This window comes from Actinomyces sp. oral taxon 169 (genome assembly GCF_013394715.1).
Lineage (GTDB): Bacteria > Actinomycetota > Actinomycetes > Actinomycetales > Actinomycetaceae > Actinomyces.
In genome coordinates this window covers 1,942,921-1,966,100 of sequence record NZ_CP058259.1, presented here as the reverse complement: position 1 = coordinate 1,966,100, position 23,180 = coordinate 1,942,921, and the positions used below count along the sequence as shown (strand labels likewise).

Here is a 23,180-nt window from a genome sequence, read left to right as displayed (position 1 = left end):
CACGAGTGCTCGCCGGAGTTCGGGGTGTCCGACCGGCTCACCGGCTCGCGTCGGGTGCCATAGGTGAGGATAGATGGCGGGCGCGCACCCTCAGGACGGTGCCGCTGCCACTGGAGGGCGTCTCGATGGTGAGGTCGGCGCCGTTGTCCTGACAACGCTGGCGCAGCCCCTCCAATCCGTGACCGTCACCGGTGCCGGCCGAGTTCAGCCCGACACCGTCGTCGGCCACCTCAATGGAGTTGGCGGTCAGCGCCACCCTGCAGTGCGAGGCGTGGGCGTGGCGCACGATGTTGGTGACGCCCTCGCGCACTACCCAGGCGAAGAGCTCGCGCAGCTCGGGATCGACGATCTCGACGGTCAGCGGGAGGTCGGCGCGGACACCGGCAGAGGTCAGGACGTTCGTGGCTCGGGCCAGCTCGCCGGCCAGGCTCAGCTCACGGTAGCTGTTGACGGTGGCGCGCACGTCGGCCAGGGCGGAGCGTGCCAGAGACTGAACCTCGGTCAGCTCCGCCTTGGCCTGATCGGGGGCGGCATCGACGAGTCTGGTGGCGAGCTCGGTCTTCAAGGCGATGACTGTCAGCGAGTGCCCCAGGATGTCGTGCATGTCCCGGGCCATGCGGTTGCGCTCCTCGTTGATCTCCAGTTCGTGGGTGCGCTGCTCCAGAATGCGGGCCACCCGCCGCTGCTCCATGATGTAGCGCCCGAAGACGCAGGCGCCGCCCGCGCCGAGCAGAGCGATCCAGGCGCCTTCACTTGCGGACCAGGAAGGACTCATCCTGGGAACGAGGAACAACGTGCCGGCAAGGATCGCGATGGGCCCGATGGCCGCCTGCCAAGGCAGGGAGAAGGCCAGGACAACGGCCAGGTAGACCACCAGCTGCAGGCTCTGAGGGCCCACGCCAAGGGCCGCCCCGATCGCTGTGAGCGCGCCGACGACAATGAGCAACAGACTCAGGCGGCCGGGCCAGGTCAGGCCCTGGCGCACCCGTCTCACGCTGAGCGAGCAGGCGGCGTACAGGCATGCGCAGGAGACAACGGCGCTGACAGCGCCCCACACCCCACCGCTGGATCCTTGGGCCAGCCCGACCCTGACGACCGGAACCATGGAGGCGGCCCACACGATCCCCCAGCCGACCGCCACAACGCGAGTGCGGCGAGCCCGCGCCTCGTCGGGGGACAGGGCGCGGGCTTTCATGACCCTGATGGTACTCACGGTCTCACACCCGGGCGGTGTCTCGGCCCATCTTCCAGGCGGCCCCGCCCAGGAAGACGACGAGCCAGGTCAGCACGTTGACCACCCACCACCAGGAGAAGCTCTCGGCGCCCATGGGCCACAGCGCCAGGTTGTGCAGCCCGTACATGGGGGTGAAGCTGCCGATGCGATCCATGGTGGAGCCCGGTGTCAACGGGATGAACATGCCGCCGAGGAAGGCGAGCAGGGCCATGAGCGGGCCGACCACCTGCATGGCATTGTCCGAGGGCAGGAGGTAGCCGACGAACAGTCCGAAGGCGACGAAGACCAGGGAGCCCAGCCAGATGATGAGGGCCGAGGTGATCCAGGCCCTCGCAGGCATCTGCGCGTGACGCACAGGGCCGCAGGCATAGACGGCGCCGATGGCCAGGGCGCTGATGAGCATCCCTACGATCGCCTTGGCGGTGATGTAGGCGATGGGCTTCAGCGGTGTCAGACGCAGCTGGCGGCTCCAGCCTGAGGCCCGCTCGTTGCTCACGGCCGCGCCGGCCCCGGTGGTGGTCATGAGGGCGCCGTACAGGGCCATGCCGATCATCATGTTGGCCACGACATTGCCGTTGCCGTAGGGCGTGGCCGAGTAGTCGGTGGTGGTGAACATCAGGAAGAAGGCCACCGGAAGAACGATCGAGAAGATGACGGAGCGACGGTTGCGCAGGCGGCGGCGTACCTCGAGTGACAGCAGGGGAAGGCTCAACCCTCCCAGCGGGGGCGCGGTCCGGGAGGACAGATCGAGGCGCTTGACAACTGATGAGGCGGAGGAGGACGAGAAGGACTGAGAAGAGGACATTGCGGTTCCGGTGGAGGTAGTAGGCGGAAGGGTGACGGTGCTGCTGGGGCGGACGGAACGGCTCATGCTGACGCTCCGGCACTGGGGGTGGAGGCGCTGTCGCTGGTCAGGGCCATGAAGGCGTCCTCCAGGCCTCGGCTGGTGATCTCCAGGTCCTGGGCGAGGTGCTCACTGAGGAGGAGCGCGGCCACGGCGTCGGTATCGGTCGAGCTCAGGGTGAGCGAGCTGCCCAGGATCTCGACGTCGTGGACCTGCCCGCGGATCTGCGGATCGGTCAGGGCGTCGCGCAGCCTTCCGGGAGCGCAGGTCAGGGTGGCCCTCAGGGAGCGGCCGCTCACGGAGGCGCGGATCTCCGCGGCGGTGCCGTCGGCGATGATGCGCCCATGACGCATCAGGACGATCCGGTCGGCGAAGGCGTCGGCCTCCTCAAGGTAGTGCGTGGCGAAGACGATGGTGCGCCCGCGCTCGGCATCGGCGTGGATGGCCTCCCAGAAGCTGCGGCGCCCCTCGACGTCCATGCCTGTGGTCGGCTCATCGAGGATGAGCAGTGCCGGATCGCTGACGAGCGCCATGGCGAAGCGCAGGCGCTGCTGCTGGCCTCCGGAGCACTTCTTGACGATGCGCGAGGCGAAGTCGGTGACGCCGGCGCGGCGCATGGCGTCCTCGGCATCGATTCGATGGGAGAAGAGGCTCGCCGTCAGCTGCACCGTCTCACGCACGGTGATGTCGGGCAGGAGGCCGGCGGTCTGCATGACTGCGGCGACCAGGCCCCGGTCGACCGCCTGGCGCGGGCTCATCCCGAAGACTCTCGCATCGCCGCTGGTAGGGCGGCTCAGTCCCAGGATCATGTCGATCGTCGTCGTCTTGCCCGCACCGTTGGGGCCCAGGAGGGCGACGACTTCGCCGGGGCTGATGGTCAGGTCGACACCGTCGACGGCGGTGACGTCACCGAAGGACTTGTGTAGATCGGTCAGTCGGACGGCGTCCAAACGGTCTGTTCGAGGGGCTTCCGAGACGGAGGCATCCCGGCTGCTCCGAGGCGTTGCTGTGCTCATGGCTCAAGACTCGCCCCGTGTCGGCTGCGGTCCATGGCCCATCGGTCACTACTTGCTCATGACATATCTCAGGGGTCGACGAGTCGTGAAATACCTTGGAATACCGGGAGAAAGCCCTTGCTCGGACTGGGGGAGGGCGTCACGGCGAATCGAGGACTTCAGGCATGACGCATCCGAGGTCGCCGACCGGGGAGTGTGGGCTCAGTCCCGGTCCGGGCGCGGGGGAGAGGACTGGCCCGTCTTGCCGCTATCCTGGGTCGCAGTCAGCGGAGTCGCCATGGCTCACGGCCATGGATGTTCCTCCCTCACCCGCCCTGAAGTCTCCCGACCAACGCGCCCGACGGCGCCAGGAAGGACCATCGCGTGTTCGGCAACCTCTCCGATCGCATCACCGCCTCCTTCAACCAGCTGCGCGGCAAGGGTCGTCTCACTGAGGCCGACGTCAACGCCACGGTCACCGAGATCCGCCGTGCTCTCCTGGAGGCCGACGTCGCCCTGCCCGTGGTGCGCGCCTTCACCGCAGCGGTGCGCGAGAAGGCGGTCGACGCCGCCCGCTCCCAGGCCCTCAACCCGGGCCAGCAGGTCGTCAAGATCGTCAACGAGGAGCTCATCGAGGTCCTGGGAGGCCAGACCCGGGAGATCCACTGGGCCGACCGCGGCCCCACGATCATCATGCTCGCCGGTCTCCAGGGCGCCGGTAAGACCACCCTGGCCGGAAAGCTCGGACGCTGGCTGCGCGACCAGGGCAAGCGCGTCCTGCTGGTGGCCTCCGACCTTCAGCGCCCCAACGCCGTGACCCAGCTGAGCGTCGTCGCCGAGCGCGCCGGGGTGCACGTGTGGGCGCCCGAGCCCGGCAACGGCGTGGGCGACCCGGTGGCGGTGGCCCGCTCCGGCGTCGAGCACGCGCGCACCAACGGCTATGACGTCGTCGTCGTGGACACCGCCGGCCGCCTGGGCGTGGACGCCGAGATGATGGACCAGGCGATCCGCATCCGCGACGCCGTCTCCCCCCACGAGATCCTCTTCGTCCTGGACGCCATGGTCGGTCAGGACGCCGTCAACACCTCGGTAGCCTTCCGGGACGGCGTCGGCTTCACCGGCGTGGTCCTCTCCAAGCTCGACGGCGACGCGCGCGGCGGTGCGGCCCTGTCCGTGCGCGGCGTCACCGGCGCCCCGGTCCTGTTCTCCTCCACCGGTGAGGGCCTGACCGACTTCGAGCGCTTCCATGCCGACCGCATGGCCTCGCGCATCCTGGACATGGGTGACCTGCTCACCCTCATCGAGCAGGCCGAGAGGACCCTGGACCGCCAGGAGGCTGAGGACGCCGCCGCCAAGCTCGCCAAGGGAACCTTCACCCTGGACGACTTCCTGGGTCAGCTGCGCCAGATCCGCAAGATGGGCTCCATGAAGAAGCTCCTGGGCATGATGCCCGGCATGGGGCAGATGCGTGAGGCCCTGGACAACTTCGATGAGCGCGAGGTCGACCGCATCGAGGCGATCGTGTGCTCCATGACGCCCGCCGAGCGCAAGGACCTGTCCATCCTCAACGGCTCTCGCCGCAGCCGTATCGCCAAGGGCTCGGGGACCACGGTCCAGGCCGTCAACGAGCTCGTGGACCGCTTCGAGCAGGCCAAGAAGATGATGGAGGCCATGGCCTCCGGTGGCATGGGCGGACTCGGTGAGGGCGGTCCTATGCCCGGCATGGGGTCGCTGCCCGGCATGGGCAAGCACTCCAAGGCCCGTCAGGCCCCCAAGGCCAAGCGCGGCAAGGGCGGCAAGAAGGGGCGCAGCGGCAACCCCGCCAAGGCCGCCCGTCAGGCCAAGGAGGCGGCGGCCGCCAAGCAGGCGAAGATCGAGGGCGGACAGGGAGCTGCGCCCGCAGCCGGCTCCTCCTTCGGGCTCGGGGGCGGCCAGGGCGATGCCTCCGGCTACGGGATCATGCCTCAGGGCCAGCCGCAGGGTCAGGCCGGAGCGCAGCCCTCGGGCGACGACGTCGCCGACGCCATGAGCGCCCTGCCCGAGGACCTGCGCCGCCACCTCGGACTGTAGAAGCGACCGGAGAAGCCGGGCCCGCTCACAACCAGCCGTTGGTCTCGGCGGTGCGGGCCGCCTCGGTGCGGTTGCGGGCGTGGGTCTTGGCGATCGCCGAGGACAGGTAGTTGCGCACCGTGCCCTCGCCCAGGCTCAGCCGCGTTGCGATCTCTCGGGCGTCCGAACCCGTGGCCGCCGCCAGCAGAACCTCCTTCTCCCGCTCGGTGAGAGGGTTCGGCCCGAGCAGTACCGACTCCTGGGCGAGCTCGGGGTCGATGACCCGCAGGCCCGCATGAACTTTGCGGATCGCCTCGGCCAGCGCCTCGGGCGGGGTGTCCTTGACGATGAAGCCCGCTGCTCCCGCCTCCATGCCCCGTGAGAGGTAGCCCGGGCGACCGAAGGTCGTCACGATGAGGCACCGGCACGGCAAATCCGAGCCGACGACCTCGGCGGTCGCCGCCAGCCCGTCGCGCCCCGGCATGTCGATATCCACCAGGGCCACGTCCACGGCGTGCTTACGCACGGCGTCCAGGACCTCGTCGCCCCGCCCCACCTGGGCCACGACCTTTAGATCACTCTCGAGCCCCAGGAGCGTCGCCAGAGCACCGCGCACTAGGGCCTGGTCATCGGCGATGAGCACACGGATCGGGCTCACGGCAGCCTCACCTCCAGTCTGGTCCCGCCGGTCGTCACGCCAGCGGAGTCTGTCATGCCGGAGCCGGATGAGTCAGTGCGACCGGTGAGCGGACTGGTCATGGTGAGCGAACCGCCCTCCTGCTCACAGCGGGAGCGCAGGCCTGCCAACCCGTTGCCGGGCTGGTCACCGGCCAGGCCGACACCGTCGTCGCTCACCCGCAGCAGCCCCGGCTCCAGATGTACCGTCACAGTGGCCGCCTGCGCGTGCCGGACGACGTTCGTGGTGGCCTCACGCAGGGCCCAGGCCATGAGGGCACGCTGACGCTCAGGAATGTCCTGGGCGCTGCCGGTCATATCCAGACGGATCCGGGCCGCGCTCAAGGCGGTACGCGTGGCCTCCATCTGGCTGTCCAGGTCCGGGGACCGCAGGCGTGTCACCGTGGAGCGCACGTCGGCAAGGGCTCCACGGGCCAGGGTGATGACCTCGTCGAGCTCCCGGGAGGCGGCGGCCGGGTCACGCTCGATGAGCCGGCGGGCGACCTCGGCCTTGAGAGTGAGCACCGTCAAGGAGTGCCCCAGGATGTCGTGGACGTCGCGCCCGAGCGCCTCTCGCTGGGAGACGAGGGCGAGCTCGCGCTCAGCGGCTGTTCTGCGCTCCTGAAGCTCCAACGCGATGCGGGCGATGATGATGGGAATCTCGGTGAGCGATATGCCCAGTACCTGCCAGTGCGACTCCGGATGCGTGTTCCATAACAGCGAGGCGGCAACCAGAAGGCCCGTCGCCATGACGACGATGGGGATGCCCCGGCGCAACGTCGTGGAGAACAGGCTCAACGAGCAGAAGAAGGGGAAGAAGCAGACCGCCCACCATCCCAGTGCCGGCAGCGTCAGTACGGTGAAGAAGCCCTGGACCGCGAGCTCTCTGAGAAGGACTCGAGTCGGGAGGTCAGTAGAAGGGACGCTGACCCTCGATGCACGGTCGTTCGGCGTCGAGAACGCCCAGACGTAGCCGGCGATGAACCCCAGCACCCCGGTGAGGCCCAGCAGACGCTGCCACCAGGTGAAGGAACCGAGGAGAAGCTGGATGATGGGAAGGGCCAGGAACAGCACCCATACTGTGGCGTCCCAGACGATATGACGGCGATAGCGGTACCAGGGGCGGGAACGGGGCCGCCCTGCCCCAGACGATGATGCCTTCAGGTCGGCTGAGTCATGCAGAGGCTGCGGCATGGTCATCTCCGGTCTCACAGGCGCCTGGTCGCCCGACGTCGGGCCCCGATCACGAGCAGCCCGAAGATGAGTGTCCACACCACCAGGTTAGCCAACGGCATCCACAACGGGTCCTGAATACCCGCTTGCCGATCCGGTACGTAGGCCCACCCCTCGCCCAGCGGCCACCGGGCCAGCGCCGTCGCTCCGTACATCGGCGTGAAGCGACTGATCGTCAGCAGCGTGTGGCTCAGGGGCATGAAGGCGTTGCCGATGAAGGCGAACAAGGAGACCAAGGAGGTCGCGATACCGATCGATGCCGAGGACGGCAGCCACATCCCGGCGGCCAGCCCCCACAGGACGAAGGGTAGGACCCCGATCAGACAGATGAGGGGACTGACGACCCAGACCCAGCCCTCCATCTGCGAGTCCGTCAGTGCCCCGGCGGTGAGCACGACGACGACGGGAAGAGCCGCCGTTCCCACCGCGGTTCCGGTCTTGACCACCAGGTAGCCGCGCAGGCCCCGGGAGGTGACCGCCATCTGCCGGCCCCAGCCCGCCGACTGCTCGACGGCGGCCGCCGCCGAGGCGCTCGTGGCACCCAGACAGGCACTGAAGGAGGCCATCGCAAGCATCACCGAGGCCGAGACATTGCCGTGAGCGTGCGGGCCGTAGTCCCCTGCCGACGCGTTCAACCGACCGAAGACGAGGTACATCGCCACAGGGAAGGTGACGACGAAGAAGAGGTTGGCGGGCTCGCGCAGACTCCGGTAGAGGTCGAGCCAGAGGTAGGTCAGAAGAGGGCGAGCGGGCCTGAGTCCTCCCAATTGGCGTGACTGGCCGCCGGGGCTGCCGGTAGAGGGATTCACGGGGGAGGTGGGGAGATCGGAGCTTGCCCGGGGTATCGCGGTCATGATGTGGCCTCAATGCAGGTGGTGATGGTGGTCAGGTTGAAGGGTGGGGCTCAGGCCTCTACGGGGCTGTCTCATCAGAGCGGTCTGAGGTCAGCGCGGTGAAGACCTCGTTGAGGCTTGCGGCGCCGATCCCCAGGTGCTCGGCAGGGGTGGCGCTCAGCAGCCAGCGGGCGACGGCGTCGGAGTCCGTCGTGCGCAGCTCCACGTGCTCACCGTGGACGACCGCGTGCCCGATGCTGCCGGCCGCGGGACAGTCGGCCAGGCGCTGCCCCAGTGACTCCTCGGAGAGCCCGGGCCAGGTGGCGGTGACCAGGGCGCCTTCGCCCAGGGCTCGGATCTCGTCGACACTGCCGTCGGCGACCAGGCGGCCGTGGGCGATGATGACGATGCGGTCGGCGAAGGAGGCCGCCTCCTCCAGGTAGTGGGTGGCGAACAGGACGGTGCGGCCGCGGCGGGTCTGGGTGCGCATCGTCTCCCAGAAGGCGATCCGGGCGCTGACGTCCATGCCGGCGGTGGGCTCGTCCATCACGAGGAGGTCGGGGTCCGGCAGCAGAGCAAGGGCCAGGCGCAGGCGCTGGCGCTCGCCTCCCGAGCAGCGGCTCACTTTGCGGGTGAGGAGCTTTCCAAGACTTGCCTGGTCGACGACGTCGTCGAGCCTGGAAGCGTGCGAGATGCTGTCGCAGTGCCGGGGTCCCATCGAGGCCACGACCCGCAGGATCTCCCCGACGGTGAAGTCGTCCAGAAGACCGCCGTCCTGGAAGATGACACCAACGCGACCTGCCTGGACCGCATGGTCGGGGGAGGTTCCCAGAAGCTCGATCGTCCCGGCGTCGGGCAGGGTCAGCCCGAGGACCATGTCGAGGGTGGTGGACTTGCCTGCACCATTGGGACCCAGGAAGGCAACCACCTCTCCGGACCGGATGGTCAGGTCGAGGTCGTCGACGGCGACGAGGCTGCCGAATGTCTTGCGCAGGCCACGGGCGTTAATCGCGGGGGCTGGAGCCGTGCGCCCGACCTGAGAACAGGACCCCGAGGAGTCAGTGGTGGCGGCTGCGGTGGTTCGGATCATGGCCCCAGGCTCGCGCCGCCCTACGGCTCCCGGTACTGAGCGCTGTCACCGAAGCTGCATGACAGGTGTCATATGACAGGGGCGCTGCCGTGGTGCACTGGAGCGCCCCTAGTTCCGCCTTGGGTGGCTCACTCCTCGTTGCGAGGTCGATTCAGGATGAATCGCAGGAGCAGGGGGTAGACAACTGATGCTACGAGGAGATAAGAGACGTACCCGAGTAGACCTGAACGAAAAGCATGAGGAATAATGAGGTAGGAGATTGGATTCATGAGTAGGACAGTTGGTACGACAACGGCGGCGGTACCTCCAGAACTTAAGTACCTGTTCGCTATACTCATACATACTGACGCAATAACCCCTGGGAATGCGCCCAATGGAACGAGGAACCAGAGATAAGGGCCGATTCCAGTGTGCTGTATCATGTAGACATCTGCAACTCTGACACCCCCTGGGGTGATGTCCAAGACAGCACAGCACCCCATACTGATGGCGATGAGTGCGGTGGTCGCCCAGGCAAATATTATGGCGACTCTCCAAATTTCCCGTGACGTGACGCCTGCGAGCAGAATAGGACGCTCTGTTCGGGTGAGTGTGAAACCAGTGGCGACACCTCCAATGATGAATAAAATGGTGCCATTGTAGACGTAGTTGACATGTCTGTGGTTCGCCAACAGGCCGATGGTGGGGATGGTGAAGGTGTACACCAAGAGTAATATCCAGAGGTGCAGATGAGGCCTCGCCAGTGCCTTGGCTATCTGGATTGCTCGACGCCACTCGCTTTCGAGGGAATGAGTGGTGGTGACTGGGTTCAGCGTTCCGACGGATTCTCTCACCGACTCGCTGCTCTCCTGGGTGGCGAGCCGGCTCTGGAATGAAGGGGCCGTGAGTTTGTGCATAGTTCTGCTCCTTCTAGGACCAGTGCTCTCAGTAGAGAGATCTTTGAAAAGGCGGTGGATGTGTCTCAGTGAGCAGTGCTCGCCGTAGGGCCGGTGCTCGTCATATCCACGAGCGCATCAGTCAGCGATGCCAGCGGTGCGTCAGGGGCGGTGGCGGTGGCACGCAGCTCATCGGCGCTCGCCGCGGCGACAAGGCCGCCCTGCTGCAGCACGACGACGTCCTCCACAAGATCCTCAATGTCATCAACCTCGTGAGAAGAGATAATGATTGTGGGGCGATCCCGCACGTAGAGATCGAGCAGAGCGTTCCAGAACGTTCGCCTCACCACTGCATCCATACCCAGTTGAATCTCGTCCAGAAGCAGGACTGGGCAGTGGCACGCCAGAGCGAAGACTGCATCGAGCGCTGATCGCTGTCCCTGAGACAGGCGTGCCGGCACACTCTTCACCGAAACCTCGAACAGGTCGAGGTACTGCTCGGCGTCCTGCCGGTTCCAATGTGGCCGAGTGGCCTCCCACAGCGCCAACGAGTCCTTGACCGGTGCTCGTTCCAGCAGGCCCCTGCGGGTTCCCAGCAGGCAGATCGATGAGCGCGCCGCGGAGTCCTCAACTGCATTCAGCCTGGATGCGGAGACCGAGCCACGCGTGGGGCGGCGCATCCCTGCCGCAAGATCCAGCAACGTCGACTTCCCTGAGCCGTTCCTTCCCAAGAGCCCGGTGATCGTTCCCGGCCTGAAGGTATGAGTAATGTTGTGCAGTGCCCAGTTGCCCCAACGATGCCTGTATCCGACGTCGGAGAAAGCGATGGAGAGTCCGTCATCCGCTGCGTTCCCCTCCCGAGTGGGACCGGAGCTCAAAGAAGCTGAGGCGGGTGTGGAAGGTGAGGAAGTTGTCATGATGCTCCTTAGTTTCTCTTAGGAGTATTTCGATGATGGTGGGTCGGTGGTGGTCATTGCAGTGGTGGTGTCCTCAGGATCAGCTGGCGGCAGGTGATGAATCCGAGAACAAGTGTCACTGCGATGAACTGAACAGAGAAGGTGGTCAGCGATGAAAGCGGGGGAAGTGCTGGAAAAGCGATCGGGAACATGTGGCGAAAATGCGCCAGAGGCATGCTATAGGCCGGAATGCCTATGATGAAGGCTATTCCTATGAATGTCCTGGCGACGGTGCTGCACATCGGGTGGCGTAGTTTAATTGCGCCCATCGAAACTCCGAGGTAATAGCTCAATGTAATGATTGCCGGCATAAGGGTCCACCTGATCGTCGCTGGAAAGCTGGACCAGATATTGGTCGGTTCGGCGTCTCCTCCGGCGATGATCAGCTCACATCCGGCACACGCCAGCGCATAGAGCGCGCTCATTGCCAGAATCCGCCTCGCTGTCGACGTGTGTGTCCTCCAAACCTCCCTTCCTGTGGCGCCCGCGTACCGTTCGGCAAGCTCGCGACAAGCCGCGCCATCGCCAAAAAGCAACGCAACCAGCGCAGGAGCGGTGCAGGTCGCCAGTAGTGCCGTTGAGAGGGGGAAGAGCAGTCTGTGGTCGTTGGCGGAAAGCCGCAGCGCTGCACTGACCAGAAGGTTGACGGAGGCGCCGACGATGAGGATCTGTCCCAGTGCTCTGGTCGGCACCTCTCTGAGAGAGGCGAGAGCTCTCCGATAGTGGGGGTCGCCTGGTGTGGTGGGTGAGTCCTTCGTGGTTGCTGCCGTCATGCCGGCTCCTTGAATGGGTTGATGGGTGAGTCCCTCAGGTAGGTCCTCGCTGCTTCGACCAGATCGTCATCACTCAGTCCCAGGACTCTCCCTGCGTGCAGAGCCGGGCCGAGAGTGGTGTCCACGTACGTGCGCGCCCGTTCGTTTCGCAGATGCTCGTAGGCGCCGTGCGCCACGAACATCCCGATGCCGCGCCGCTTGACGACAAGCCCCTCGTCAACCAGGAGCGTGATGGCCTTGTTCGCCGTCGCCGGGTTGATGCGGTATCGGGTGGCGTACTCAGTGGTGGAGGTGAGCCGATCCCCGTCCGAGAGATCCCCGGAGAGGATCTGGGTGCGGACCTCCTCTGCGATCTGGAGGTAGATAGGGGTTGAGTCCTCGAAATGGCGCGACATCCGGATCACCTCCTGTTCGCTGTGTTGATCCTGCCCGGCTGGAGACGGTCATCCAGACGGACGTAGTTCCTTGGTTCATTAGTCGACTAATGAACCAGAGAACCTTGGTGGTGTCAACCTGTGGGTGTTGTGAGCTGTTCGCTACCTGTGGGCGATCTCGCACCGAGTGGTGGGGTGGTGCCCCGGCTCGGGCTGGCGACCTCCTCGGAGGCTCTGGCAGAATGTCCGGCTGTACTCGGTCGGACGTCGGTCCCTCTCCCGGCCCCGGTCGCGTCTCGGCTCACGCCGGAAACCGTTGCTTGACCCCACCGGGGACCAGCGCGCGCCAAACCATCCAGAACCAGGAGTTCAACCAAGTGGCAGTCAAGATTCGCCTCAAGCGCATGGGCAAGAAGTTCGCCCCCTTCTACCGGGTCGTCGTCCTCGACTCCCGCAAGAAGCGCGATGGCCGTGTCATCGAGGAGATCGGCGTCTACGACCCGATGCAGGAGCCCTCGCTCATCAGCATCGACTCCGAGCGAGTCCAGTACTGGCTCGGCGTGGGCGCTCAGCCCTCCGACGCTGTCTACAAGCTGATTAAGATCACCGGCGACTATCACCAGTTCAAGGGCCTCAAGGGTGTCGAGAGCACCCTCAAGGTCAAGGACGCCGACGCCGCCGCGGTCGCCAAGGAGGCCGCGGTCAAGGCCGCCGCCGACGACGCTGAGAAGCGCAAGGCCGCCGCCGCCAAGGCCAAGGCTGACGAGGAGGCCGCTGCGGCGGCCGAGGCCGCCGAGTCCAAGGCCGAGGAGTCCGCCGAGGACCAGGCCTCCGATGAGGCCGCCGCCGAGGAGGCCTGAGATGCTGGCCGACGCCCTCGAGCACCTCGTACGGGGCATCGTCGACAACCCTGACGACGTCACCGTCACCTCCCGGTCGCTGCGCCGCGGCGACCTGCTGGAGGTGCGGGTCAACCCCGAGGACCTCGGCCGAGTCATCGGCCGCTCGGGCCGTACTGCTCGAGCGCTGCGCACAGTGGTCGGAGCGCTGGCGGACTCGCCGGTGCGCGTCGACGTCGTCGACACCGATCGCCGCTGAGCGCAGGGCCTTCAGATCGGTGCCATAGGCCGCGTCGGCCTCGACCCGTCTGATCGATCAACGCCGGTGCCCGGTCCCCGCCCAAGGGGGCCGGGCGTCGTCGTCCCTCGGAGCGGGCGCTCCTGCGCCGCCAGCGGCGATGACCGCAGCCGACCGGGAGCCGTATCGAGTTGGCCAACCTCACGCAGGCGGTGCGCCACCTCATCCCCGCGGCCGATGGGAACGCAGACCACGGCGCGGTAGGTTGGCCGCAGACATCCAGACCTTCCGGACAAACCGTTCCATGCCCCGATCCCAGGAGAACAGGTGCTGCTCACCCTTGCTGTCGTCGGTCCCGCCCATGCCCTCAAGGGCGAGGTGCGTCTCGAGATCCGTACCGATGACCCCGAGGGCCGTCTCGCACCCGGAACCACCGTCCCCACGGAGCCGGCCCACGCGGGCCCGCTGACGGTCAGTCGTCTGCGTTTCGACGGCTCGCGCTGGTTCGCCGCTTTCGAGCAGGCGCGCGACCGCACGGCCGCCGAAGCCCTGCGAGGAGTGAGGCTCCTGGTCGAGACCGACGACGACCAAGGCGATGAGGGCCATGATGAGGGTCATGAGGTCTCCGAGGAGGCCTGGTACCGCCACGAGCTCGTCGGTCTACGGGCGCTGAGCGTCTCCGGTGAGGAGCTGGGAGAGGTCACCGACGTAGAGCCCGGCGTCGCCCAGGACCGGCTCGTGGTCACCACCCCTGAGAGGGACGATGTGGCCGTGCCCTTCGTTGAGGCACTCGTACCGGCCATCGACCCTGAGGCCGGCACGGTGACGCTGGCCCCACCCGGTGGCCTGTTCCCCGGACACGGCCAGGCGGAGGAGGCCAGGTGAGGATCGACGTCGTCACCATCTTCCCCGACTACCTCAAGGTCCTCGACCTCTCTCTCATCGGGAAGGCGGCCGACCGCGGCCCCCTCGACCTGCACGTCCACGATCTGCGCGACCACGCCCACGACCGGCACCGCACCGTTGACGACACGCCTCTGGGCGGCGGGGCCGGCATGGTCATGAAGCCTGACGTGTGGGGCGAGGCTCTCGATGAGGTGCTCGCCGTGGACACTCCCGGTGCGCCCCGCCAGGTCCTCATCGTCCCCACCCCCGCCGGGGAGGTCTTCACCCAGCGCACCGCCGAGGACCTGGCCGGAGCCGACCGCCTGGTCTTCGCCTGCGGCCGCTACGAGGGCATCGACGCACGCGTGCCCGAGCACTACGCCTCCCGCGGCATCGAGGTGCGCGAGCTGAGCATCGGCGACTACGTGCTCAACGGGGGAGAGGTCGCCACCATCGTCATGATCGAGGCCATCGCCCGGCTCCTGCCCGGGGTCCTGGGCAACCCCGAGTCGCTGGTCGAGGAGTCCCACGGAGTCGCCGGCCTGCTGGAGTACCCCGTCCACACCCGCCCCACCCGGTGGCGAGACCTGGAGGTCGACCCCGTCCTGCTCTCCGGCGACCACGGCCGTATCGCCCGAACCAGACGGGACCAGGCTCTCACCCGCACTGTCGAGCGCCGACCCGACATGATTCGGGCCCTGGACCCCGCCGGCCTGGATCGTGAGGACCGCGCGCTCCTGGCTCGCCTGGGGTGGGCGGTGCCGGCCGGGGCGGACCACCCGGTTCCGGTGCGCCTTCGCAACGCCACCGCCGACGATGCCCACGCCCTGGCCGAGCTCGCGGCCCGCACCTTCCCCGATGCCTGCGGCAACGTCATCGACCCCGAGTTCCTCGAGCGCCACATCGCCACGAACCTGGTTCCCGAGCTGTTCGCCACCTGGGCCGACGACGACCGCGTCGACCTCATTGTCGCCGAGCTGCTCGAGCCCTTATCGGTGCGGAACGGCAACCTCGAGGAGCGGGCGAGCACGAGCACTGCTCCGGCCCTGGTCGGCTACGCCGCAGTACTGCGCGAGGAGGCCGACTCCGACGGGGAGCACCCCCACAGGATCGATCCCCGTCCCGCCTGCGTGCGGCCTGCCGAGGGAGAGGTTGTCGGCGAGCTGTCCAAGGTGTACGTCGACGCCGCCATGAGGGGATCCGGGCTGACCCCCGCGCTCATGGACGCCGTGACGCGCCAGGCCGGCGCCCACGGAACAGACCTGCTCTGGCTCGGCACCCACGTCACCAACAAACGCGCCCAGAAGGCCTACAAGCGGGCCGGCTTCCGCCAGGTCGGTACCCGTACCTACAACGTCGGTGGCCAGGACGCCCACGACGTCGTCATGACCCGGCGGACAGGAGAATGCCTATGAGCAGCGCACCCGACCAGAGCCCTCAGGGCGTGATCCATGATGAGGCGGATGAGGACGTGACATCGGGCAGGCACCTGCGGACCGACTATGACCGCCGGAACAATCACCGGCACAAGGACCGCGCCGGCGAGGACAAGGCCGGGACCAGCGAGGCCGCTGAGCCGGCCTCGCTGGGGGAGCGGATCGTCTTCCGCCTCAAGCAGTGGGGCATCACCCTGTCCTACCTGGTCGTCGCCGTGGCGATCATCGCCCTCATCCGCACCTTCATCATCCAGAGCTTCACCATCCCGTCGGGCTCGATGGAGAACACCCTCAACGAGGGCGACCGTGTCACCGTGACGATGTACGACTCCGACAAGGTCCACCGGGGGGACGTCGTCGTCTTCACTGACCCTGACCACTGGCTGACCACCCAGGAGCCCACTGGCCTGCAGGGCGCCGCGCAGGACTTCCTCGTCGCGATCCGTATCTTCCCCCAGAACGCCGGCCACCACCTCATCAAGCGGGTCATCGGGATGCCCGGTGACCACGTCGTGGCCGACGGGAAGGGCTCCTTGACCGTCAACGGCGTCGAGCTCCATGAGAGCTACCTCAAGCCCGGCCGGTCGGCCTCCGAGGTCGCCTTCGACGTCACCGTCCCAGAGGGCTACATCTGGGTCATGGGCGACAACCGCTCCAACTCCTCGGACTCCCGCTACCACCAGAACGATATCCACCGTGGCTTCGTGCCCCAGAGTAACGTCGTCGGAGTGGCCAAGAACGTCGTATGGCCCTACTCCCACTGGTCCAGCCTCACCTCCGGGCAGGAGGTCTTCTCCCAGGTTCCCAAGCCGACCTCCACCCCCACGGCGCTCCCCGCCGGACCGGCCGCGCCCAACCCGGCGAGCACGCTGGCGGGCTCCGGGGACTGATCGCCCCGAATGCGTGCCAGGGCGTGAGAAAGGCGTGAACTCAGGCACGTCGAGGCTGACGCACTCGTCCGTGGACTGAGCCTGTGGCAAACTGAGCGGGCACTTGGGTCCTGCGGCTCCTCTGCCACTGGGGAGGCGGCCGCTGTGAAGGAGCCCAGGAGCGTCCACCTCCGGCGCTGCCCCGCACGGCGCGGCGCCGCCGAACCAGCACTCCTGACCAGTGGCACGGGTGTGGAGAGAAACATGAACCTGATCGACGAGATCAACGCCGCATCACTGCGTGACGACATCCCCTCCTTCCGTCCTGGGGACACCCTCAAGGTCCACGTCAAGGTCGTTGAGGGATCGCGTACCCGCGTCCAGGTCTTCCAGGGCGTCGTCATCGCGCGCCAGGGCGGCGGCGTCTCGGAGACCTTCACCATCCGCAAGGTCTCCTTCGGCGTCGGTGTTGAGCGCACCTTCCCCGTCCACACGCCCTCCATCGAGAAGATCGAGGTCGTCACCCGGGGCCAGGTCCGCCGCGCCAAGCTCTACTACCTGCGCAACCTGCGCGGTAAGGCTGCCAAGATCAAGGAGCGTCGCGAGGACTGAGCGCCTGCACTCTCCAGGCGGCGCCCGGAGCCCACGGGTTCCGGGCGCTCGCCATCTCCCACCGCCGTGCAGCGGTGGACCCAAGTCCATCAATTCCGGGGAAGGAGCACGGTGAGTCCGGTGCAGGATGGGGCCGACGACGTCGGGCTGGACCTGAAACAGGCCGATCCCTCTCAGATCGGCCGGACCTCCAGGTCCGCGATCACACCGGCTTGCAGCTCTCCGTCAGCGGACTCCCCCCAGGAGAGCCGCACGGCTCCTGAGACCGCCGAGGAACCTCCCAGTCCGGCCCCGGTCGACGACAGCGAGCAGTGGGACTACGACCCGTTCATCGACCCGGACGCCGAGCCCGAGCCCGATGACGAGCCCCCCGAGCTGCCCCCTTCCATCCCGCCCCGCCGGCAGGTGGCCCCCGCCATCCCCCCGCCGCAGACCAGCCCCCTGTACCAACGGGTCATCAGACTGGTGCTCGTCGTGGCCGTCGTCATCCTGGTGCCGGCACTCCTACGGTCCTACGTCGTCCAGATCTACGAGATCCCCTCAGGCTCCATGGAACGCACCCTGCGTGATGGGGACAAGGTCGCCGTGCCCATGTACGGCTCCGACGACGTCGAGCGGGGTGACGTCATCGTCTTCTCCGATCCCGACGACTGGCTTCATGTCAAGGAACCGACGGGACTGCGCGGCGCCACCCAGAGGCTCATGGTCTCAGTGAACCTTCTGCCGGAGAACACCGGCCATCACCTCGTCAAACGGGTCGTCGGTGTCGGCGGCGACCATGTGGTCGCCGACGGGAAGGGGACACTGAGCGTCAACGGTGTCGCGATCAAGGAGCCCTACGTCAAGGACGGCCAGTCCCCGTCCCTGACCTCCTTCGATGTCACCGTCCCCCAGGGCTACGTGTGGGTCATGGGGGACAACCGCTCCAACTCAGCCGACTCCCGCTACCACCGCGACGACGCCCATGGCGGCTTCGTGCCGCTCAAGAACGTGGTCGGAGTGGCCAAGGTGGTCTTCCAATGGACACACCTGAGCCGGTGGGGGGTGCTGTGGGGAGGGGAGCGCGCCTTCTCAGACGTTCCGGCGCAGGAGGCGACGCCGCCGGCACCTCCCTCGTCTCCCGCTGCTCCCACTGGCGACGGGGAGACGGCTTCCGAGGAGGAGGCACCCTCCCCGGCCCCCGAGGGCAGAGACTCCGATGACGTTGGCGCTGGTGGTGAGGGGACCGGTGTTGTTGACGGGCCGCAGGCCGAGCCCGGCGGGCCGGCTGACGTCCCGGACGTCTCCGCACACTCCTCCGGCCAGGAGCAGGCTGCGGGGAGAACAAGGTGAGCCCTCGGGGACGCACCCGCCCCGACCGGTCCCTGGAGAAGGCGCTGCTGGAGACCTACGACTACGTCGGCGGTCTGGACGAGGTCGGTCGCGGGGCCCTGGCCGGACCGGTCAGTGTCGGGCTGGCGATCGTGGCGCGGCGCACCGACGATGACTTCCCCGAGGGGCTCGCTGACTCCAAGCAGCTGACGGCCCGGGCCCGCACCGGCCTGATCGAGCCCGTGCGCGGCTGGCTCGTGGACCACGCCGTCGCCCACGCCTCACCGGCAGAGATCGATGAGCACGGCATCATCGGGGCCCTTCGGGTGGCGGGTCTGCGGGCCCTGCAGCAGGTCGCTGATCGCGGTCACGCCCCCGGCGTCATCATCCTCGACGGCGTGGCCGACTGGCTTACCGCCCCCCAGCCCGACCTGCTCACCACCCTGGAGAGCACTCATGCCCCAAAGGACAGTCCCGAGCCCGCTGAGGTTCCCTCCACCCCGCCGGTGCGCATGGAGGTCAAGGCCGACGCCCGGTGCGCCGTCGTCGCCGCGGCCAGTGTCCTGGCCAAGGTCGAACGCGACCGCCTCATGGCCGATCTCGACGACCCCGGCTACGGGTGGGCCTCCAACAAGGGCTACGCCTCACCGGCCCACATCCGGGGACTCACCGCCCTGGGGGCCAGTGACCAGCATCGACGCAGCTGGCACCTGCCCGGCCTGGACAAGCGCCACCGCTGACGGCGCTGCCGGACGCTGGTGTGCGGCCCCGGGGGCGAGGTGCGGGCAAGGCCGACTCGCCCCCGCCGCCTGCCGCCTCCAGCGGCTGCGGGCAGGCATGATGGCCCGGTGAGCGCAGAAGACCTCGAGTCCTATGAGAACGAGCTGGAGCTCTCGCTGTACCGGGAGTACCGCGACGTCGCCTCCCTGTTCTCCTACGTGGTGGAGACCGAGCGGCGGTTCTACCTGGCAAACGCCGTTGACGTCCAGGTACGCACCAGCGGCGGGGAGGTCTTCTTCGAGCTGACCCTCGAAGACGCCTGGGTGTGGGACATCTACCGGGCCTCCCGGTTCGTCAAGTCCGTCCACGTCGTCACCTTCAAGGACGTCAACGTCGAGGAGCTCACCAAGCTCGAGATGGACATCCCCTCCTCCTAACGCCCCTCCTACGCCGCGCCGCCTCTGATCGCTCCGCTCGGCTGTCCCTCCCCGCTCGCCGGGGGCCACAGGTCGCCTTCTGACAGTGCCGTCCACAGAGCTGATCGGGTCATGGCGCGCACCGGCTGATCCGGTCTCACGCTAGTGGCGGAGGTGATCGGGATGACCGACCAGGTCGTAACAGCCACAAGGGGACGAACGGTGATCGCAGCCAGGTGCGGCGATCACGCGCTCACGCCGCCGGTCCAGGGCCCGGGACGCGCAGGAGCTGTCCGCGCAGGGACGTCCCGCCAGAGCACCGGACGGTGCGGAGAGGACCTCGCCGCCACCTACCTGGAGGACATCGGCTGGCAGGTCCTGGAGCGCAACTGGCGCCCGGACCACGGCCTGCGCGGAGAGCTCGACATCATCGCCCTGGAACCCGGTCACGCGCACCGCGAGCCGGGCAGCCTATCCGTCGCCGACCCAGCTCAGGCGTGGGCAGGACCGAGGCTCGTCATCGTCGAGGTCAAGACCCGCAGCTCCCTGCGCCAGGGACCGCCGGCCGCCGCGGTCGACGTCCGCAAGGTCGCCCGACTGCGGGCCCTGGCCGCCGCCTGGGCGAGCACCCATGAGACTCCGCCGCACGCCGGCATGCGCCTGGACGTCGTCTCCATCCTCCTGCGCGACGCGCGTCCTGCGCTGCTGCGCCACCACCGGGCGGTGGATGCGTCATGGGGCTAGCTCGTACGCTCGCTGTCACGCTGACCGGGCTGGCCGGACACATCGTTGAGGTCGAGGCTCACGCCGCCCAGGGCCTGCCCGGATTCACCCTCGTGGGCCTGCCCGACGCCGCCGTGCGCGAGTCGCGCGAGCGTGTCCGGGCCGCGTTGAGCACCTGCGGCGTCACCTGGGGCGAGCAGCGCCTGACCGTCAACCTCTCCCCAGCTGACCTGCGCAAGACCGGGACCGGGCTGGACCTGGCGCTCGCCCTGGCCGTCCTGGGAGCACGCGGGCGGCTCGGACGGAGCGCCGCCGGGCTCCTGGGGCGGACCGTCTACATCGGCGAGCTCGGGCTGGACGGCTCCGTGCACTCGGTCCGCGGCATCCTGCCCAGCGTCCAGGCCGCGGTGGCCGCCGGGGTCGAGGAGATCGTCGTCGCCCAGGAAGCCGCCGCCGAGGCCGAGCTCGTCCCCGGCGCCTGCGTCACCGCCGTCAGGCACATCGGCCAGCTCGTCGAGCGCTACGGAGGGCGCCTGAGCGCAGCCGTGGCCGCCGCGCTGGAGCATATTTCCGAGGCCGCAACAGACGATGCCCTCACGACCCCGCCGCGGGATGCCGAGCTGCCGGACCTGGCCGACGTCGTCGGGCAGTCCGAGGCCCGCCAGGCCCTCGAGGTCGCCGCCGCCGGGGGACATCACCTCATCATGGTGGGGCCTCCGGGGACGGGTAAGACCATGCTCGCTGAGAGGCTTCCCTCCATCCTGCCGCCCCTGGAGCAGGCCGACGCCGTCACCGTCACCTCCCTGCACTCCGTGGCCGGCATCTTCGACCCCGCCCGTGGACTAATCACCCGGCCGCCGTTGCGCGCGCCGCACCACACGGCGACCCGGGCCGCCGTCGTCGGGGGAGGCTCCGGCCTGCCCCGCCCCGGGGACGTCTCCCTGGCTCACCGCGGGGTGCTCTTCCTCGACGAGGCCCCCGAGTTCAGCGCCGGCGTCCTGGACTGCCTGCGCCAGCCGCTGGAGTCGGGAGTGGTCACCATCGACCGGGTGGGTGGGCGTGCCAGCTACCCGGCCGCCTTCCAGCTCGTCCTGGCCGCCAACCCCTGCCCCTGCGGCAAGGCCGGCGGCCGGGGCCTGGAGTGCACCTGCACCTCCCTGCAGCGGCGGCGCTACTTCTCACGACTGTCCGGCCCACTGCTGGACCGGGTCGACATCCAGGTTGAGGTCGGTGCCGTCAGCGCCGCCGACCTCGCTTCGACCGGCCATGGAGAGTCCAGCACCGAGGTGGCGCGGCGTGTCCTGCGTGCCCGCCGGGCCGCAGAGCGCAGGCTGGCAGACACCCCGTGGCGCCTCAACGCCGAGGTACCCGGCGCCTATCTCAGGGGCCCCGACGGAGGACTCAGCGCTCCGCTCAGCCGCCGGCTCATGACCGCCCTCGAACGTGGCGACCTCTCCCTGCGCGGGGTGGACCGGGTCCTCAGACTGGCCTGGACCCTCGCCGACCTCGAGGGGGTCGAGACTCTCGCCCTCGCCCACATCGGGACCGCCCTGGCCCTGAGAACCTCTGGAGTGCGGCCATGACGCCCATGACACCCATGACACTGCCCTACGACATCGACGATCCGGCGCTGGCACGCGCGACCTGGTCCCGCCTGGCCGAGCCCGACAGCGCCACCGCAGCCATGGTGGTGGGCCGGCTCGGGCCGAGTCCCGCCCTGAGGTGGCTGCTGGAGGAGGCCATCGACCCCTCCGGACAAGTGCGCGGCTCCCCGAGACCGCCGGTGCCGCAGCCGCCCCCGGGGACGCCCAGAACCGGCGATATCAGCGCCTGCTGGGCCCAGGTCGCCGCCCGGTGGGCGCCGCGCCTGGAGGGACTCGACATCCGCCGCGAGCTCGATGTGCTCGACCGCCTGGGTGGGAGCCTCATCCTCCCGGGGGAGCCCTGGTGGCCGCCGGGGCTCGACGAGCTGGAGCACCCGCCTTTCTGCCTGTGGGTGCGCGGAGACCCCTCGCTGCTGGTCAACGCTGCGGACCAGAGGGACAAGGGTGTCGGGGGAGGGCCACCTGGAACCGTTGGAGACGACGACGCTCCACATGTCGCGGGCACCGGTCAGCCCGTACGTGAGCAGCGGATGCCTGTGGGACCGGCCAGTGGCTTGTGCCTGGCACTGGTGGGGGCCCGCGCCTCCACCCGGTACGGGGAGGCGGTCGCCTTCTCCCTGGCCTCAGGGGTGACCGCCAAGGGTGGCCTCATCGTCTCCGGGGGAGCCTTCGGCATTGATGCCTGTGCGCACCGCGGGGCACTGGGTGAGGGACCAACGGTGTCGGTCTCCGCCGGGGGAGTGGACCGCCTCTACCCGGTGGGAAACACCGGGGTGCTGGAGGCAGTCATCGCCTCGGGGGCCCTGGTGGCGGAGGTGCCGCCGGGTTGTCAGCCGGGCCGCCACCGGTTCGTCTCACGCAACCGCGTCATCGCGGCGATCTCCCAGGCGACGATCGTGGTGGAGGCGGCCTGGCGCTCAGGCGCCCTGTCCACCGCCCACCGCGCCCTCGAGCTGGGCAGGCAGTTAGGAGCCGTTCCCGGCCCCGTGACCTCCATGTCCTCAGTCGGATGCCACCGGCTCCTGCGCAAAGGGGCGGTGTGCATCACCGACACCGACGACGCCCTGGAACTGCTGACGCCCCTGGGCACCGTCGACGCGGACGCCGCCAAGGAGCAGGACCCCGAGCTGAGAGGCAGTGGGCTCCTCGACGGCCTGGACCCGGCCGCCTCCCTCGTCCTGGACGCCATGCCGGCCCGGGCCGCGGCGAGTACTGAGTCCATCGTCCGCTCCTCCGGGCTGTCCCCGAAGGAGACCACATCGGCACTGGGGATCCTGGAGCTGTCAGGGAAGGTGGAGCGCACCGCCTCCGGCTGGAGGCGACGCACCAGGAAGAGTGCAGGTGGTCGGGAATGAAGAGCGCCCTGCCACGACGGCGGGACCATGATGGACAGGTCCTGCCCCACCCTTGTGAGGCATGCGAGCGACATGCTCCAGGATGAGGACGCCGCGGTGCAGGAACAGGTTGTCGGTGTCGAGTACGAGTTCCCTGTCGCGCCTGATGCTGAAGCGCGTGCCGGGATCGACGTGGTACAGATCACCGGCGATGTCCACGAGCGGGGCCTCGGCGGGTGAATTCGTCATGATCCCTCCTTCT

General features: G+C 68.2%; 25 protein-coding genes. 14 read left to right on the top strand and 11 right to left on the bottom strand.

Annotation, left to right across the window (positions count from 1 at the left end):
* Nucleotides 1–37: 37 nt before the first annotated feature.
* The 3 genes from HW274_RS08450 to HW274_RS08440 all read right to left on the bottom strand — a co-directional run bounded on the left by HW274_RS08450 (nucleotide 38) and on the right by HW274_RS08440 (nucleotide 3,094).
* Complete coding sequence (locus HW274_RS08450; RefSeq protein ID WP_075253400.1) at nucleotides 38–1,195, bottom strand: sensor histidine kinase; 1,158 nt, start codon at nucleotides 1,193–1,195, stop codon at nucleotides 38–40.
* A 22-nt stretch (nucleotides 1,196–1,217) separates the two neighbouring features.
* Nucleotides 1,218–1,946 (bottom strand): ABC transporter permease, encoded by a 729-nt coding sequence (locus tag HW274_RS08445; RefSeq protein WP_178384964.1) that lies wholly within the window; start codon nucleotides 1,944–1,946, stop codon nucleotides 1,218–1,220.
* A gap of 155 nt (nucleotides 1,947–2,101) precedes the next feature.
* Nucleotides 2,102–3,094, bottom strand: coding sequence for an ABC transporter ATP-binding protein (locus HW274_RS08440; protein WP_003786461.1), 993 nt, complete (start codon nucleotides 3,092–3,094; stop codon nucleotides 2,102–2,104).
* A gap of 363 nt (nucleotides 3,095–3,457) precedes the next feature.
* Here HW274_RS08440 and ffh point away from each other — a divergent pair, with 363 nt between their 5' ends.
* Nucleotides 3,458–5,143, top strand: coding sequence for a signal recognition particle protein (gene ffh, locus HW274_RS08435; RefSeq protein WP_075253272.1), 1,686 nt, complete (start codon nucleotides 3,458–3,460; stop codon nucleotides 5,141–5,143).
* Between the two features lie 25 nt (nucleotides 5,144–5,168).
* Here the strand turns inward: ffh and HW274_RS08430 are convergent, their stop codons facing one another.
* The 8 genes from HW274_RS08430 to HW274_RS08395 form a co-directional block, all read right to left on the bottom strand.
* A complete protein-coding gene (locus HW274_RS08430) occupies nucleotides 5,169–5,780 on the bottom strand; it encodes a response regulator transcription factor (protein ID WP_185988576.1) in 612 nt (203 codons plus the stop codon).
* Nucleotides 5,777–6,871, bottom strand: a complete 1,095-nt coding sequence (locus HW274_RS08425) for a sensor histidine kinase (protein ID WP_185989598.1) — start codon at nucleotides 6,869–6,871, stop codon at nucleotides 5,777–5,779. Before HW274_RS08425 ends, HW274_RS08430 begins: the two co-directional genes overlap by 4 nt.
* Before the next feature lie 134 nt (nucleotides 6,872–7,005).
* The gene (locus HW274_RS08420; RefSeq protein WP_075253275.1) at nucleotides 7,006–7,884 is read right to left on the bottom strand and encodes a hypothetical protein; all 879 of its coding nucleotides are present in this window, start codon (nucleotides 7,882–7,884) and stop codon (nucleotides 7,006–7,008) included.
* 58 nt (nucleotides 7,885–7,942) lie between these two features.
* Nucleotides 7,943–8,953: an ABC transporter ATP-binding protein gene (locus HW274_RS08415; protein ID WP_075253276.1), complete on the bottom strand. Its 1,011-nt coding sequence runs from the start codon at nucleotides 8,951–8,953 to the stop codon at nucleotides 7,943–7,945.
* A gap of 128 nt (nucleotides 8,954–9,081) precedes the next feature.
* Entirely contained in the window at nucleotides 9,082–9,849 is a 768-nt protein-coding gene (locus HW274_RS08410; RefSeq protein WP_260679036.1) for a hypothetical protein, read from the bottom strand.
* Nucleotides 9,850–9,914: 65 nt separating this feature from the next.
* On the bottom strand, nucleotides 9,915–10,745 hold the full coding sequence (locus HW274_RS08405) for an ABC transporter ATP-binding protein (RefSeq protein ID WP_003786447.1): 831 nt from the start codon (nucleotides 10,743–10,745) through the stop codon (nucleotides 9,915–9,917).
* A 53-nt stretch (nucleotides 10,746–10,798) separates the two neighbouring features.
* Nucleotides 10,799–11,557: a hypothetical protein gene (locus HW274_RS08400; RefSeq protein ID WP_075253278.1), complete on the bottom strand. Its 759-nt coding sequence runs from the start codon at nucleotides 11,555–11,557 to the stop codon at nucleotides 10,799–10,801.
* A complete protein-coding gene (locus HW274_RS08395; protein ID WP_003786443.1) occupies nucleotides 11,554–11,952 on the bottom strand; it encodes a GntR family transcriptional regulator in 399 nt (132 codons plus the stop codon). The genes HW274_RS08400 and HW274_RS08395 overlap by 4 nt, the downstream gene beginning before the upstream one ends.
* 356 nt (nucleotides 11,953–12,308) lie before the next feature.
* Here HW274_RS08395 and rpsP point away from each other — a divergent pair, with 356 nt between their 5' ends.
* The 13 genes from rpsP (at nucleotide 12,309) to HW274_RS08330 (ending at nucleotide 23,158) form a co-directional block, all read left to right on the top strand.
* On the top strand, nucleotides 12,309–12,791 hold the full coding sequence (gene rpsP, locus HW274_RS08390) for a 30S ribosomal protein S16 (RefSeq protein WP_070512919.1): 483 nt from the start codon (nucleotides 12,309–12,311) through the stop codon (nucleotides 12,789–12,791).
* A gap of 1 nt (nucleotide 12,792) precedes the next feature.
* Nucleotides 12,793–13,029 (top strand): RNA-binding protein, encoded by a 237-nt coding sequence (locus HW274_RS08385; RefSeq protein WP_003786440.1) that lies wholly within the window; start codon nucleotides 12,793–12,795, stop codon nucleotides 13,027–13,029.
* Nucleotides 13,030–13,335: 306 nt separating this feature from the next.
* Entirely contained in the window at nucleotides 13,336–13,893 is a 558-nt protein-coding gene (gene rimM, locus HW274_RS08380) for a ribosome maturation factor RimM (protein ID WP_185988575.1), read from the top strand.
* Nucleotides 13,890–15,308 carry a tRNA (guanosine(37)-N1)-methyltransferase TrmD gene (gene trmD, locus HW274_RS08375; protein ID WP_185988574.1) on the top strand — a complete coding sequence of 473 codons (1,419 nt, stop codon included), beginning with the start codon at nucleotides 13,890–13,892 and terminating at the stop codon, nucleotides 15,306–15,308. Before rimM ends, trmD begins: the two co-directional genes overlap by 4 nt.
* Nucleotides 15,305–16,219, top strand: coding sequence for a signal peptidase I (lepB, locus tag HW274_RS08370; RefSeq protein WP_185988573.1), 915 nt, complete (start codon nucleotides 15,305–15,307; stop codon nucleotides 16,217–16,219). Before trmD ends, lepB (HW274_RS08370) begins: the two co-directional genes overlap by 4 nt.
* 243 nt (nucleotides 16,220–16,462) lie before the next feature.
* Nucleotides 16,463–16,810, top strand: coding sequence for a 50S ribosomal protein L19 (rplS, locus tag HW274_RS08365; protein WP_003786428.1), 348 nt, complete (start codon nucleotides 16,463–16,465; stop codon nucleotides 16,808–16,810).
* A 111-nt stretch (nucleotides 16,811–16,921) separates the two neighbouring features.
* The gene (gene lepB / locus HW274_RS08360; RefSeq protein ID WP_185988572.1) at nucleotides 16,922–18,142 is read left to right on the top strand and encodes a signal peptidase I; all 1,221 of its coding nucleotides are present in this window, start codon (nucleotides 16,922–16,924) and stop codon (nucleotides 18,140–18,142) included.
* Nucleotides 18,139–18,861, top strand: a complete 723-nt coding sequence (locus HW274_RS08355; protein WP_185988571.1) for a ribonuclease HII — start codon at nucleotides 18,139–18,141, stop codon at nucleotides 18,859–18,861. Before lepB (HW274_RS08360) ends, HW274_RS08355 begins: the two co-directional genes overlap by 4 nt.
* A 108-nt stretch (nucleotides 18,862–18,969) precedes the next feature.
* Entirely contained in the window at nucleotides 18,970–19,278 is a 309-nt protein-coding gene (locus tag HW274_RS08350; RefSeq protein WP_003781502.1) for a DUF2469 domain-containing protein, read from the top strand.
* Nucleotides 19,279–19,440: 162 nt separating this feature from the next.
* The gene (locus HW274_RS08345) at nucleotides 19,441–20,001 is read left to right on the top strand and encodes a YraN family protein (protein ID WP_075253284.1); all 561 of its coding nucleotides are present in this window, start codon (nucleotides 19,441–19,443) and stop codon (nucleotides 19,999–20,001) included.
* A complete protein-coding gene (locus tag HW274_RS08340; protein ID WP_185988570.1) occupies nucleotides 19,992–21,563 on the top strand; it encodes a YifB family Mg chelatase-like AAA ATPase in 1,572 nt (523 codons plus the stop codon). Before HW274_RS08345 ends, HW274_RS08340 begins: the two co-directional genes overlap by 10 nt.
* Entirely contained in the window at nucleotides 21,560–22,939 is a 1,380-nt protein-coding gene (locus HW274_RS08335; RefSeq protein WP_075253286.1) for a DNA-processing protein DprA, read from the top strand. The genes HW274_RS08340 and HW274_RS08335 overlap by 4 nt, the downstream gene beginning before the upstream one ends.
* A gap of 72 nt (nucleotides 22,940–23,011) precedes the next feature.
* Nucleotides 23,012–23,158 (top strand): hypothetical protein, encoded by a 147-nt coding sequence (locus HW274_RS08330; RefSeq protein ID WP_178384959.1) that lies wholly within the window; start codon nucleotides 23,012–23,014, stop codon nucleotides 23,156–23,158.
* Nucleotides 23,159–23,180: the final 22 nt, after the last annotated feature.